This window comes from Paenibacillus illinoisensis NBRC 15959 (assembly GCF_004000925.1).
GTDB lineage: Bacteria > Bacillota > Bacilli > Paenibacillales > Paenibacillaceae > Paenibacillus > Paenibacillus illinoisensis.
On sequence record NZ_BIME01000002.1, the window covers coordinates 569,891 to 584,029 of the forward strand.

The following is a 14,139-nucleotide window of genomic DNA, read 5'->3' on the forward strand; positions in this document are numbered from 1 at the left end:
GAACATATGAGTGGACTCGTACAAAAAGAATCGGTGAACTTGGTAACTGATGTGCTCGTTATAGGGGGCGGACCTGCAGGAACATGGGCAGCTCTAACCGCTTCAGCAAAGGGAGCCAAGGTAGTGCTGGCAGATAAAGGGTATTGCGGTTCGAGTGGTGCAACGGCTCCATCAGGAACGGGAGTCTGGTATGTGAAGCCGGATGAGAAGCTTCGGGAGGAAGCCAAGGCAAGTCGTTACGCACTAGGCGGCCAGCTGGCTGAAGCTCGCTGGATGGACCGAGTACTGGACCGTACCTATGCCAATATGAATAAGCTTGGTGTTTCCGGTTATCCATTTCCATTAGATGAGCAAGGCAATCAGCACCGTAGAGGTCTCCAAGGGCCAGAATATATGAAATTAATGCGTAAGCTGGTAAAAAAAGCGGGCGTAAAAATCTTGGATCACAGCCCCGCCTTGGAGCTCTTGGCAGATGAGCATGGTGTAGCTGGAGCGGCCGGAGTCCATACACAGAGCGGCGAGACCTGGAACGTTCGAGCGGGGGCTGTCGTTATTGCTACCGGAGGCTGCGCCTTTTTAAGTAAAGCGCTCGGCTGCAACGTACTGACCGGTGATGGTTATCTGTTTGCTGCTGAGGCGGGAGCAAGTTTGTCAGGTATGGAATTCTCCAATGCCTATGCAATTTGCCCTACGTTCTCCTCGGTGACCAAGACGGCGTATTACAGCTATGCCAGCTTTTATTATGAGGATGGAAGTATTGTGGAAGGGGCCGGTTCTAAAAAAGGCCGTTCCGTGATTGCTCGAAATCTGCTGGCGGGCAATCAGGTGTATGCCAAGCTCGATGGAGCGCCTGAGGATCTAAGACCACTTCTACGGGTGGCTCAGACAAACTTCTTCCTGCCCTTTGACCGACAAGGAATTGACCCGTTCAAGGACTTGTTCCCGGTAACCTTGCGGCTCGAAGGAACGGTTCGCGGAACGGGTGGTATCCATGTTACTGACGAGAGCTGCGGCACTGGCGTTCCCGGTCTGTACGCTGCAGGGGATGCCGCCACCCGTGAGCTGATCTGTGGTGGATTCACTGGTGGAGGCAGTCATAATGCAGCCTGGGCGATGTCTTCCGGTTCGTTTGCTGGAGAAGGGGCTGCCGACTATGTACAGAGCCTTGGTTCACATGCCGCACAGCGCAATCCGGTAGGGTTATCTTCTTCACCATTAGTGCATCAAGAAGTGAAATCGGGAGTTGCTGCCAGAACGGCAGAGTACGTATCTGCTGTGCAGGCTGAAGTGAAACCGTATGACATCAATTTATTTCGAACGGACCAAGGGTTAACCTCTTCTTTAGGTCGTCTGGATGAACTGTGGAAAGAACAACGTAACCGCGAAATTCAGCGTACACCCGAAGGAGTCAAAGCGCGCGAAGCAGAAGCCATGACCGCTACAGCGCGCTGGATGTACAGTTCTGCACTTGCTCGTACAGAGACGAGAGGTATGCATAAGCGGGAGGACTTTAAGGATACAGATCCTGGGCAGCATCATCGTTTGATTAGCGGCGGATTGGATCAAGTATGGGTGAAAACGGAAGCCGTAGCCAAGGAGGGTGTCCTATCGTGATTGAGGTTATCAGTGCCGCCAGATGTGTAGAGTGCAACCAATGTGTATCTGTCTGCCCGACCAATGTTTTCGATCGTGTGGAAGATGGTATACCTGTTATTGCTAGGCAGAGCGATTGCCAGACCTGTTTCATGTGTGAACTATATTGTCCGGTAGATGCACTCTACGTTGCACCAGATTCGGAGAATATTGTGGGAGTAACCGAGGCAGCACTTGAGAAGCAGGGGCTTCTTGGTGGTTACCGTGAAAAAGTAGGCTGGGGTAAAGGCAGACAACCGGTGGCAAGTCACGATTATATGTACAAATTGTCGTTAAGGGCAGGCTTCTAATCTTAATTTCTTGATGAAATAACACACATATACGAGGGGGAGAAACCATGAAACGAGTGTACAAAGAGAAGGAAGTTAAACACTCCAAAAAGCTTCGATTGGCAATTTTAACTACCATTATGATGCTAATGCTGGTGCTGCAAGCTTGCAATAACACGGAGGGGAATGGGGCTTCTGCATCAGGTGGTGCTAATACCGGCAAGGCTGGAGAAGAGTCAACAAGTAATGTTCCGCCAGTATTGAATTACGGTTTTATCGGCTCCAACAAACTGAATGTACCGAGCGGTGCTGAGGGATGGGGCTTGTACAAAGGGATTATTCAAGAAGAATTAAAGAAACATGGGATTACCGAAGTGAAACTTACAGGCTTTCCAAACGGTCCAGATCAGACAGAATCTTTGATCAGCGGTAGGCTGGATATCGGCAGTCTTGGAGACACGCCAGCCATTATCGCCTATGCTTCCGGAGCTAAGACTCGCCTGATTTCACAATCGTCGACGAATTCCATTGGCTATTTAATCGGTAAGAAGGATGGTCCCAAGACGGTGAAAGATTTGGAAGGCAAAACGATTGCTATTCAAAAAGGATCCTTCATGCACCGTTATGTTGTCGGATTACTCCAAGAAGAAGGTGTAACTGACTATAAACTCGTGCATATGCTCATTCCTGATGCTACAGCTGCCTTGGCTCGTGGAGATGTAGATGCTACGACCAATTTGGGTGTCCCAGCCCTAAAGTTACTTGATCAAGGCTACACTCACTTAGACGATGCTTCGAAGCATCCCAACCTCCTTGGAACTAGCGCAACTGTCGTGTCCGAGGATTATCTAACGAAATTTCCTGACTTTCCGAAGGTGTGGAACGAAGCCCGTGAGAAAGCTTTGGCGGACTTGAAGCAGCATGAGGATGAGTATTATCAATTTCTAGCTGAGATTGGAGATACGACTCCTGAACTGGCGAAGCAAGTGAATCCGATTAGTGATATCAAAGATACCGCGTTCACTGATGAAGGAATTAAGCTGCTGGAGGGCACCAAAAACTTTCTGTATAAAGAGAAGTTAGCGAAAAAAGACTTCAATATCAGCGACTGGCAGCTGAAATAAGGAAGATGGAAAGCATGAATTCAAGGGGGAATGAAATGTCGCAGCTCCAGAAGGAAATGACTGTGGATGTTCTCGTTCTTGGCGGAGGTCCGGCAGGCGCGTGGGCGGCATGGAGTGCAGCGTCGCAGGGTGCAAGGGTAGTTCTAGCTGATAAGGGTTACTTGGGCACCAGTGGTGCAACTGCACCCGGTGGGACAACCTTGCTTGTTATTCCACCGATTGCGGAGCTGAGAGAACAGGCGGTTCAGTCCAGATTAAAGGCCGGTGGATATTTATCGGAGAATGTTTGGATTCACCGTGTACTCGATCAAGTAGAACAGAATCTGGCTTTGGTGGAGCAGTGGGGTTATCCTTTTCCAAAGGATACGGAAGGAAAATCCTTACGCACCCATTTGCACGGACCAGAATACATGCGAATGATGAGACGTGTTGTGCGCAAAGCAGGAGTTACTATTCTGGATCAGTCACCAGCACTTGAACTGTTACAGGATGAACATGGTGTAGGAGGCGCACGTGGAATTGACCGTCTGACAGGAAAGACATGGGAAGTAAAAGCCAACGCTGTTGTGATGGCTACCGGAGGGTGTGCTTTTCTCAGCAAGGGCCTTGGCTGCAACGTGCTAACGGGGGAAGGGCTGCTGATGTCCGCTGAGGCAGGTGCCGACCTGTCAGGAATGGAGTTCAGTCGCCAGTACGCACCAAGCTTTGCCGATGGAACCGTAACACGCGGACGGATGCTGGCTTGGGCAACACTGTATGACGCGGATGGTCAACCGCTGCTAAAAGGAGATCGGACCTTTGGCAGTATTCCTGAACTGATGCTGAAAGGTGCAGTCTATGCTTCGTTGGATCTGGCAGATACTGCGGAGAAACAGGATTTTCTGCGCAAAGCGCATCCGATTTTCTTTATGCCGCTGGAGCGGGCGGGAATTGATGCATTTAAACATAAATTCCCGCTTACCCTGCGCTATGAGGGCACGATGCGAGGAACTGGAGGGCTGCGCATAACCGGGATGGATTGCCAGACGACTGTGCCTGGACTCTATGCGGCGGGTGATGCTGCATCTCGCGAGAAAGTGACCGGCGCCATCTCCGGCGGCGGGGCTTATAATGCTTCTTGGGCCATATGTAGCGGAAGCTGGGCAGGGCAGGGAGCTGCCGGATATGCACTTTCCTGCCGAGGGCAGGCGGGCAGCCGCAACCTTAATGCAGCGGGACGCTATGGCCTTGCGGCTGGGGCCAACAGCTCAGACACACTTGAGGTGAAGCCGCTCATCACGGCGATCCAGCGTGAAATCTTGCCGCTGCAGATCAATTATTTCCGCAGCGAGCCGGTCATTTCCTCCGCCTTGAAGCGGCTGGATGCCTTGAAGCCCTGCTTGAACCAGCAAGTTCCTACCACGGTTCAGGGCATTGTTCGGGCACGCGAAGCAGCAGCTATGCTTACGGTCGGCAGGTGGATGTATACCGCCGCTCTCGCCCGAAAGGAAACACGCGGTCTTCAAAAGCTGGCGGAATATCCGGAGCTCGACCCGGAACAAACCCATCGGTTGATAATATCCGGTATCCAACAAATAAGGATCAGTACGGAGGCCGTGCCTCATGCCTATGAAATAAAGGCAAGAAAGGAGTGGCAGGCTACATGATTGAACTCATCAGTTTGGAGCGGTGCGTCGGTTGTAAATTGTGTACCAAAGTATGTCCGACAAATGTATTCGAAATGCAAGGCAAGATTCCGGTGATTGCTCGTCAGGAGGATTGCCAAACCTGTTTTATGTGTGAAGCTTATTGCCCTGTTGATGCACTCTATGTAGCTCCACAGGCAGATCAGCTGATCGGTGTGAATGAGGAGGCTTTAATCCATTCAGGTATGCTAGGAAGCTGGCGAGCGGAGATCGGGTGGGGACCAGGAGCTGACGGTTCAATGGCAGAAAGGGATACCACTCCTTACTTTGAAATATTTACAGAGCAATACCGCACATAAAGGAGTATATAAACCAAGAAATACGGTCGAAACAAGGTGGATTTTTAGGTAAAGTACGCCTGCGGGCGGGCGTTGGCAAGCGCCTTTCCGCAAGGTTTCCATCGTGAGGCAGTATTAAAGAAAGCCGGGCTGTGCTGAGAACAGTTCGGAGTCTACATATTATAGAAGCGTATAAATCTAGATAAAAAGCAGATGCAGATAAATGATCCTAATCAATGGTATAGATATCCCAATCTCGTTGTGCATTCTGCCGGATTGCATACATCCATTTTAGTTCTTCAACGGAGCCGTTTGTTGTATCCAGACGTTCACCAAGAACCGTAATATGCACCTGATTCCTAATAGACGTACTTTCCTCAATGCTTTCGATACTTGAAAATTTATACTGGAAGTGCTTCCCATAATAAAATTCCATCGCATCAGCAAGTCGATCATTAACAAAACCTGATCGGTACATTTTGTGATCATGCTGCACGAGAGCAGTCAGGTTCTTTTCGAGTACACTCAGCGCGGGACGCTCATTCTCTTTTAACAAATCTTTAGCTGATTCTAGGTCAATGGTCAATCCAGCTTCAAAGTCAATATTCGACGATGATTTAGTTACAGCATCTTGCGTTATTGTTATATCGGAAGCTGCATCATGATTCGGTTCAATTTCCGATATGCTTGGTTCATCTTTTGGCAAACTATCTTTGCTACATGCTGTCATGAAAATTAGAAAGATAGACAGGAATGTTATTACAATGGCTTTTGGCATTGAACCCTCCTTATGGCATTTGAAGATTAAACACGAGGAAGTACGAATAAGTTACACTGCAGATCATTGCTCTCGAACATAATTTTAGGTGTAAATCCGGACTGAGCGTTGCTCCAACCACGATGGTTGTATGTTCCTGCAAATCTGCAATTTCTTTTTTCGTTGACGATACCTCTTGAAGCGTAGTATTATTTTACCAATTTAGCTCTGTGGGAGGAATCGGATGTCTACTATTAAGGCCATTGTACTGGACCTGGACGGAACTTTGCTCGGAAGTGATAAATCGATATCTCCCAGAAATGTTCAGGCTGTTAAACGATGTTTTGATTCGGGGATACATATTATAGTTGCCACGGCAAGGCCGCCTAGAGCGGCAAATCAATTTGTGAAGCAGTTTCCGTTTGTAGATTACATGATTTATTACAATGGCGCTTTAGTTACATGCAAATCCACACAGAAGGAGCGCCATATTCGTATCCCTTTGGAGATCAATCAACAGATTAATACATTCATCGAGTTAAACATGCCTCAATCCATAATCTCATACGAGGTTAATGATTCATGGTACACAAGTAGGCCAGTTCTGGACTCGCAATGCGCTCAATTCGGTATCCGTCCGAATGATCTGAAACCTCAGGTTGTGGACCAACACTATATAGACTCTCTATCCCCGACCAAAATATTAGTTCTAGGTTGTAACACATGGAAGGATCTAAGCGAGCAATTTGGTGACCATGTAAACGTGATCGCAACGGATAAAGGAGTATTGATTCAAATCATGCATAAAACAGCTTCAAAGGAAAAAGCCGTGGAATGGGTGTTAAGTGAAATTGGGGTAAATTCAGAAAATGTGATGGTGTTTGGGGATGATTTTAACGATTTAGGCCTATTCCATCTGTCCGGATTTCCTGTAGCCATGGGGAACGCGATCAATGAACTGAAAAAATGCGCAGTTTACATAACCAATTCAAATGATAACGATGGTGTGGCTAATGCCATTAGAAAATTTGTGATATAACCCACCACAGTGAATCATTCGACGAACTGATGTGTGAAAAGCAATAACATCACCGAAAGTGGTTGTAGACGAGAATATGTAGTAAAATTCTTGTTGAAGCTTTTGATATAAGAAATATTTTTACTACGATTCAAATAAGAAAAAATATTAACATAGATAAAAAGTTGGTGGAATAGATGAAAAACACAAATTCAAAAAAACGAGTAACTCTGAAGGATGTAGCGGAGCACGCCGGTGTTTCTACAACGACTGCTTCTCTGGTGGTTAGAAATAATCCCAGAATTCCACAAGCAACTCGTGCAAGAGTGTTGAGTTCAATTGAGGAATTAGGTTACATCTATGACAGAGTAGCTGCCAATATGCGCTCACAAAGTTCAAATTTGATTGGCGTGATTGTGACTAATATTGCAAATAAATTTATTTCAGAATTTCTGATTGGAGCACAAGACAAACTTGAGGAATTCGGTTACACGGTGTTACTCGGTACAACTTCAGATAATGCAACCAAGCAGCAAAATTTAATCTCAACGATGGTTGAACACAGGATTGATGGTCTGATCCTAAACCCATCTTCTATAAGTTTAGAAAAGACAGTTAAACAGTTAAATAATCTGAAAATACCTTTAGTGCTAGCTAACAGGGAAATGTATAATATTCATGCCGATTATGCGGGTATCGACTATGAAGAAGGAACGTACCTGGCTATCACACATTTAGCAAAAAAAGGGCATCGAAGAATAGCTTTTCTAGGTGGCATTAAAGAATCTTCGACATGGACGAAAAGAATGGATGGATACCGGAAGGCGTTCATGGATCATAATCTTGAACTCGAAGAGAGCACTATCATAGCCAGCGACCCTACAAGCGAAGGCGGAGAGGAAGCCGCAAACGTATTATTAAGTCTACCGAATCCTCCTACAGCCATTTTTTGCTTTAGTGATTTGATTGCTTTCGGAGTAATGAAGGTGTTAACTAGAGAGGGGAAGGTTGTTGGACGGGATGTAGATGTTGTCGGATTTGATAACATACCAGACGCAGAAAATTACCACCCACCACTAACAACGGTCTCATCCTTCCCTAAATCAATCGGGATTCAAGCAGCCAAGCTTCTGCATAGTAAGATTATTGGTGAAAGTGAAGAACTTCAACGGATTATTCTTAAGCCGGAGCTAGTCGTAAGAGAAACATCTAAATAATATAAAGTTTTTCCAAATTCGATGAAATAGAAAAACACCTCCCAGTGAGATAAGGATCGTTAATCTAACGTTCCAAGTATCGCTGGGAGGTGTTTTTTTTGATTTCTCATTCAATTACTCAAATGAAAGGAGACTCCCCATAGGACGTTAAACATAATAACGAAACAACTGTGAAATTTATCACAATATTGACACATTTTTTTCAGAGGAGTATAGTAGGTTCTGCGCATCATTAGTATATCGATATACTAGATTTAACCCTTGTTTTTAAAGGATGATACTGTAGTTATTTAATTATTTTTGTACATCGATATACCGCGGTTTATACATCAAGGTATATTTCCTAATATTGGCGTACAAAATTGTATCATTAGGGGGCAAAGGAATGAAATTTTAACAAATTGTTGAAGTTGTATTTCGCAAAGGGGACAGCAAATGAAATTTCCGTACCTAAAAATGGGATTAGGGATTTACCTAAGTTATTTACTGTTAGGAATGGTCAATATCATGCTCGCATCCAATATGAGCTTTTTATCGGAGCGACTACATGTTGCCCAAACAGATATTAGCTTGCTTATTTCTGTTGTTGGGATTGGTCACTTACTAACCATTAATATTGCAGGTAAATTATCCGATCGTTATGGAAGAAAACCTTTGATCATTGCAGCTGCTGTGCTATACGCTGTTTTTCTTGTTGGAACACCATTATCAACTCACTTTCAGATTGCTCTCATATTTGCTTTCTTGGCTGGAATCAGTAATTCGCTTCTGGATTCTGGTGCTTACCCAGCCTTGAATGAAAGCTTCAAAGAGGCAGCAGGTACGGCAATTGTGTTAATAAAAGCATTCATGTCAATAGGAGCCATCATTCTACCGGCATTAATATCCTTTTTTATGTCTAAAGAATTGTTTTTTGGTTATGCATTTTTCATACCTGCGTTTCTGTTTGCTCTGTTAGGAATGTATTTTGTAACGATTCGATTTCCTGGAATGACTACCCAGAATCCTGACAAGCAGAGAAGTGAGACACATTCCGGTGAGCAAAGGACGGACTTGTATAGCTGGAAAGAAGGTTCTGCTCTGGTCATCATCGGTTTTTTTTCTGTGTCGTTGTCATCCGTTATTCAGACATGGCTGCCTACTTATGGTAAACAAGCTTTACACCTAAATGAAAAGAGTGCAGTTGAGTTACTTAGTTTTTACAGCATGGGCGGATTAATTTGTGTTTTGGTGCTTGCTTTCTTGTTGAAGAAATTCATTAAACCTATTACGGCAATGATCGTTACACCAGGTGTCGCAACCCTATTTTTGATTGTGCTGCTTGTGTCCCGTAATCCTTTGATGGCGCCGTTTATCGCATTTTTCCTTGGACTGTTTACTTCAGGAATGTATCAATTAGCTATGACGGTAATGATTGATTTATTTCCGGCAAAAAAAGGGGTAAGCGTCTCATACGTAAGTGCTGCTGCCAGTGTGGCTTTCATGGTTATCCCATTTGTCACAAGTTTACTCGTTAAATATATTGGCATATCCGCAGTATTTGTTTTTGACTTATGTATTGCTGTGATGAGTACATGTCTGGCGCTTTATTTATCCAAGCAAATAAGAAAGATCACTATCAAAATAAAGTCTCACTAAATATTTGCTTTTAATATAAGAGGAGAGAAATGAAATGAAGAATCCATATATTAAAACGTCTCTTGGCATGTACTTGAATTACTTCATGCTCGGGATGATCAATATCATTATAGCTTCCAATATGAGTGCCCTATCCGAAAACTACAATCGACCTGTTGAAAAGATCAGCCTGCTTGTTTCTGCAATTGGTATTGGTAAGCTGATTGCTTTATTCTTTGCCGGCCGCTTGTCCGATAAAATAGGCCGTAAACCAATTATCATCACAGGAAGTTTTCTGTACTTACTGTTCTTAGTGGGTATTCCTTTGATGTCAAGCTACCCCGTGGCGTTTGTATTGGCCATCACTGCCGGGATAGCGAATTCATTACTTGATTCAGGAACATATCCTGCATTGATTGAATCCTTTCCTAAGAAATCCAGCTCGGCGACGGTCCTGGTCAAAGCGATCATGTCCATTGGAGCTACTTTACTGCCATTCATTCTTGCGATTCTAGTTGCTAACGATATCTCATGGGGTTGGTCATTTTACGCTTTGGGTGCCTTGTTCTTGATCAGTGGAATTTACTTGATCTTTATGCCGTTCCCAGCATTTAAAACCAATGCTAAAGATGAGGTAGAGAGTGAAGGTGGAAAAAGTCGTTTCAAGGAAGAGCCGAAGTTCTGGGGAGAAGGACTTGCCATTATTTTGATTGGATTTACGTCCACCTCATTGTTTGTGGTTTGGCAAACGTGGCTTCCAGAGCTGGGATCCAAATTTATTGGACTGAGTGAAAATGTTTCAGTACAGCTCCTAAGTTACTTTAGTATTGGAGCATTGGTATCGGTTCTATTGCTTGCAGCTGTACTGGATAAGCTCGTCAAACCAATCACTGTTATGATTCTATACCCATTGATTGCCTTCTTATCCATGCTAAGCTTGTTCTTTGTTCAATCGTATCCAATTGTTATTATTATGACGTTTATCTTGGGATTATCTACTTCTGGTACCTTCCAATTGGCTATCACTGTGATGACACAATTCTTCGTCAAGAATAAAGGCACGACAACGTCATATGTAAATATAGCAGGAAGTCTTGCTTTCATATTGATTCCTTTCATCTCCAGCTTCTTGGTGGGACAGGTGGGTATTTCGATGACACTTGTTTTGGATATGATCATTGCACTTCTGAGTGCATTGCTGGCAGCATTTGTGCTTGTTCGTAGTAAAAAAGTGTTTCGTTAATAAATATAATGTATAAGGAGTCCTTACAATGAATAATTACGATAAAAACCTTGCAAAAATAGATGCCAAAACAACTTTGGTTGGATTACTTGCAACACCAATTGGACATAGCGTTTCCCCACAAATGCATAATGTGGGTTATACAATAAGTGGCTTGAATTATGCCTATTTGGCTTTTGAGGTTGGACCGGACAAGTTGAAAGAAACAGTTGAGGGTATGAAAGCGATGGGCGTCGCAGGATTCAACGTATCCATGCCCAATAAAATTGATGTCATTCAGTATTTGGACGAGTTAGATGATACTGCGAAGTTCTCAAGAGCCAGCAATACGGTTGTAAACCAAAATGGCAAGTTGATCGGATATAATACCGATGGATTAGGTTATGTTAAAAATCTTGAAGAACATGGAGTCGAGTTACAAGGGAAAAAAGTAACTTTAGTTGGCTCTGGAGGTGCTGCAACACCAATCGCCATTCAATTGGTGCAGTCTGGCATTAAAGAGATCAGCATCTTCGCAAGAAATGATAAATTTTTCTCCGCAGCAGAAGAGAATGCAGCATATATTAACAACGAAATGAAAGACTTTGGCGTGAAAGCTAACGTTTTTCCTTTAGAAGATAAAGAAGCATTTCGCAAAGAGATCGCTGAAAGTGCTGTTTTGGCAAACGCCACAAGCTTGGGCATGAAACCATTAGACGAATTAAGTATCGTTGATGACATGACCGATGTATTGCGCAAAGATTTAATTGTGACAGATGTCGTTTATAATCCTCGCAAAACCAAACTATTAACACAGGCCGAAGCAGCTGGTGCCACAGCGATCAATGGACTCGGTATGGTCCTATGGCAGGGCGCACTTGCTTATAAACTTTTTACTGGGGAAGATATGCCCATAGCAGAGGTTAAAGAAATCGTATTTGGTAAAGAAGTATAAAAAGAGATCAGGGTATGTCATTATTTCGTAGACCTATTGTCTAGGAACAAGAAGAAAGTTCCATCTTAAGCCGCTATTATTAGCGGCTTTTTTTCTATTTGTCGTAGTAAGGTTAGTCCAGCTTATAGGGTTCTAGAGGCATTGATGGCACATACCATTTTCATCAGCCAAGATTAAATAGTTTTAAAAATACATATCCGATGAGGGAAAGAACGATGGAGCCAATAAAGCCGGCTGCAAAAGCTTTTAGACCCAATTGCCGAAACGTAACTGTATTTACACTGAGGCCCAGACCAGCCATGGCCATTGCAATCAGCATATAAGCCGCAAGAATGATTAGATTCGTCAAACCTGAAGGAATGACCTGCAGCGTATTCAGAGCACTCATCATGAGGAATCCGAAAATAAACCAGGGGATCGGGAGGCATTTCAGGCTTCTCTTATTCCACTTGATGTTTTCTGAGTTTTTGGAGCGATCCAAACGATTCGTCCAGAATCCGATCAAGATGGCGACAGGCACCAGCATAGCTACACGCGTTAATTTAACAATGACAGCCAGGTCAACAGCATCTTGGCCCACTGGTTCTGCAGCTGCAATCACATGTGCGATTTCGTGCAATGTAGCCCCTGAAAACACGCCATATCCGGATGCAGACAAGTGTAGAAATGGATATAGAAGAGTGTAAACCATCGTAAAAATGGTTCCCAGAATCGCTACAGTCGCTGCACCAATGGCGGCTTCTTCGTCTTTGGCTTGGATCTGGGGTGCAATGGCTACAACTGCCGCAGCTCCGCATATCGCTGTTCCGCATGCAGTTAATAGCCCCAAACGTCTCTCGACGTGAAAAAATTTGGCAATGCCATACACAACAAAAATGGTTATGGTAATGTTCAGGAAGGAGATCAAGGCAACCTTGGGCCCCGCATGAAGAATATCCTTCAAATCCAGCCGCATGCCAAGCAAAATGATTCCATATCGCAGAAGCTTTTTAGCTGAAAAGGAAATTCCGCCCACTATATGATCAGGTACATCCCTGACCGCTCTCCAGATCATGCCAAACAAAATAGCAAGTACAAGCTGGCCCATGATGTGCAAAAAAGGTAAGCTGGCTGCATATTTGGCAGCAAGGGCAAGCATTAGAGTAAGCCCAATTCCCAGCACAAACCCTTGTTTATTCTTTTTCTCTTGTTGCATGACAGAAGTTGAATTCATGGATATCACGTCCGATTTCTTTATTTCTTGTTCACTTGTAACTATAATTAGTTATGATTGAAAAGAGAAATACCGGAATGAAATGCTGATCATAACGAATCATAATGATTGAAATGATATTTGGGGCTAAATACTATCAGGGAGATGCATTATATGATCGTGGAAAGCTTGAAAGTGTACATAACTGTAGTGGAACAGCGCAATTTTTCTAGAGCGGCAGAACTATTGCATTTATCGCAACCCGGTGTTAGCTTACACATTCGTAAATTAGAAAAGGAATTTGATGTAAAGTTAATGCATCGTTCGCCCAAATGGGTGAAACTGACGGAGGCTGGGGAGCTGCTATATGTACGTGCCAAGGAAATGGTGAATCTATACGAGTCGGCGAAATTGGATATTGCCAGATTACAGGATAATGTTAGCGGCTCATTGCAGATTGGGGCTAGTTTTACGATTGGAGAATATGTTTTACCTCGCCTGTTTTCGTCATTTGCCAGGCAATACCCTGAAGTGGCCATGGAAGTATTCATCGGAAATTCATCTCAAGTTGTTGAAGCTATTCGAGATAATCATATGGATTTTGGTTTGATTGAAGAGGACATTGAGGCCCAAGATCTGAACGTGACACCATTCATGAAGGACGAATTGATTATTGTGGCAGCGGAAGGATATCCTCTTAACGCTTCGGTGAATGCGGATCTGGAACAATTGCAAGATCAAGTGTGGATACTTCGCGAGATGGGTTCAGGAACCAGATCGTCTAGTGATCGATTTCTGGCTCAGACGGGACTCCGGGTAAACCGTTCATACGTGTTCAACAGCAGTCAGGGCGTCAAAGAAGCGGTGTTCTCTGGATTAGGCATCGCCATGTTGTCCCGCTGGGTTGTAAAAAGGGAGTTATCCGCTGGCATGTTGAAGGAAATCACGATTCCAGATATCCACATCGAACGAAACTTTTCCTTAGTTCGCCGGATAGGTCATATTCCTACCAGAGCAAACGAGGTTTTCGCGGAAAGACTGCTGAAACTGGATGGTCATTTTATCTGATCTAAATCATTAACAGCGACAGGTGAGACAACGTAAAGAGCCGTGCATACTTGCATGGCTCTTCATTGTCTGATTCATGTAAAA

The 14,139-nt window shown here is 44.2% G+C and carries 13 protein-coding genes; 11 read left to right on the forward strand and 2 right to left on the reverse strand.

Annotated elements, in window-relative coordinates; genetic code table 11:
* The first annotated feature begins 6 nt into the window (after positions 1 to 6).
* Genes PIL01S_RS07840 through PIL01S_RS07860 form a run of 5 tightly spaced genes read left to right on the forward strand, consistent with a single transcriptional unit; the run spans position 7 to position 5,030 of the window.
* Entirely contained in the window at positions 7 to 1,614 is a 1,608-nt protein-coding gene (locus tag PIL01S_RS07840; RefSeq protein WP_127537033.1) for an FAD-dependent oxidoreductase, read from the forward strand.
* Entirely contained in the window at positions 1,611 to 1,943 is a 333-nt protein-coding gene (locus PIL01S_RS07845) for a 4Fe-4S dicluster domain-containing protein (RefSeq protein WP_127537034.1), read from the forward strand. Before PIL01S_RS07840 ends, PIL01S_RS07845 begins: the two co-directional genes overlap by 4 nt.
* Positions 1,944 to 1,990: 47 nt before the next feature.
* Positions 1,991 to 3,046 carry an ABC transporter substrate-binding protein gene (locus PIL01S_RS07850; RefSeq protein WP_127537035.1) on the forward strand — a complete coding sequence of 352 codons (1,056 nt, stop codon included), beginning with the start codon at positions 1,991 to 1,993 and terminating at the stop codon, positions 3,044 to 3,046.
* Positions 3,047 to 3,060: 14 nt separating this feature from the next.
* Positions 3,061 to 4,692, forward strand: a complete 1,632-nt coding sequence (locus PIL01S_RS07855) for an FAD-binding protein (protein WP_246058117.1) — start codon at positions 3,061 to 3,063, stop codon at positions 4,690 to 4,692.
* Positions 4,689 to 5,030, forward strand: coding sequence for a 4Fe-4S binding protein (locus tag PIL01S_RS07860; RefSeq protein ID WP_127537036.1), 342 nt, complete (start codon positions 4,689 to 4,691; stop codon positions 5,028 to 5,030). The genes PIL01S_RS07855 and PIL01S_RS07860 overlap by 4 nt, the downstream gene beginning before the upstream one ends.
* Positions 5,031 to 5,238: 208 nt before the next feature.
* Here PIL01S_RS07860 and PIL01S_RS07865 read toward each other — a convergent pair whose 3' ends face one another.
* Positions 5,239 to 5,787: a hypothetical protein gene (locus PIL01S_RS07865; RefSeq protein WP_127537037.1), complete on the reverse strand. Its 549-nt coding sequence runs from the start codon at positions 5,785 to 5,787 to the stop codon at positions 5,239 to 5,241.
* Between the two features lie 223 nt (positions 5,788 to 6,010).
* Between PIL01S_RS07865 and PIL01S_RS07870 the strand changes: the two genes are divergently transcribed.
* From PIL01S_RS07870 to PIL01S_RS07890, 5 genes are all read left to right on the forward strand, one after another.
* Positions 6,011 to 6,805 carry a Cof-type HAD-IIB family hydrolase gene (locus PIL01S_RS07870; protein WP_127537038.1) on the forward strand — a complete coding sequence of 265 codons (795 nt, stop codon included), beginning with the start codon at positions 6,011 to 6,013 and terminating at the stop codon, positions 6,803 to 6,805.
* A gap of 176 nt (positions 6,806 to 6,981) precedes the next feature.
* The gene (locus tag PIL01S_RS07875) at positions 6,982 to 8,001 is read left to right on the forward strand and encodes a LacI family DNA-binding transcriptional regulator (RefSeq protein WP_127537039.1); all 1,020 of its coding nucleotides are present in this window, start codon (positions 6,982 to 6,984) and stop codon (positions 7,999 to 8,001) included.
* Between the two features lie 435 nt (positions 8,002 to 8,436).
* Positions 8,437 to 9,639 carry an MFS transporter gene (locus PIL01S_RS07880; RefSeq protein ID WP_127537040.1) on the forward strand — a complete coding sequence of 401 codons (1,203 nt, stop codon included), beginning with the start codon at positions 8,437 to 8,439 and terminating at the stop codon, positions 9,637 to 9,639.
* A gap of 34 nt (positions 9,640 to 9,673) precedes the next feature.
* Positions 9,674 to 10,861: an MFS transporter gene (locus tag PIL01S_RS07885; RefSeq protein WP_127537041.1), complete on the forward strand. Its 1,188-nt coding sequence runs from the start codon at positions 9,674 to 9,676 to the stop codon at positions 10,859 to 10,861.
* 28 nt (positions 10,862 to 10,889) lie between these two features.
* Positions 10,890 to 11,795 carry a quinate/shikimate dehydrogenase gene (locus tag PIL01S_RS07890; RefSeq protein ID WP_127537042.1) on the forward strand — a complete coding sequence of 302 codons (906 nt, stop codon included), beginning with the start codon at positions 10,890 to 10,892 and terminating at the stop codon, positions 11,793 to 11,795.
* A gap of 163 nt (positions 11,796 to 11,958) precedes the next feature.
* Here PIL01S_RS07890 and PIL01S_RS07895 read toward each other — a convergent pair whose 3' ends face one another.
* Complete coding sequence (locus tag PIL01S_RS07895; RefSeq protein WP_127537043.1) at positions 11,959 to 13,008, reverse strand: YeiH family protein; 1,050 nt, start codon at positions 13,006 to 13,008, stop codon at positions 11,959 to 11,961.
* 153 nt (positions 13,009 to 13,161) lie between these two features.
* Here PIL01S_RS07895 and PIL01S_RS07900 point away from each other — a divergent pair, with 153 nt between their 5' ends.
* Positions 13,162 to 14,055, forward strand: a complete 894-nt coding sequence (locus PIL01S_RS07900; protein WP_127537044.1) for a LysR family transcriptional regulator — start codon at positions 13,162 to 13,164, stop codon at positions 14,053 to 14,055.
* Positions 14,056 to 14,139: the final 84 nt, after the last annotated feature.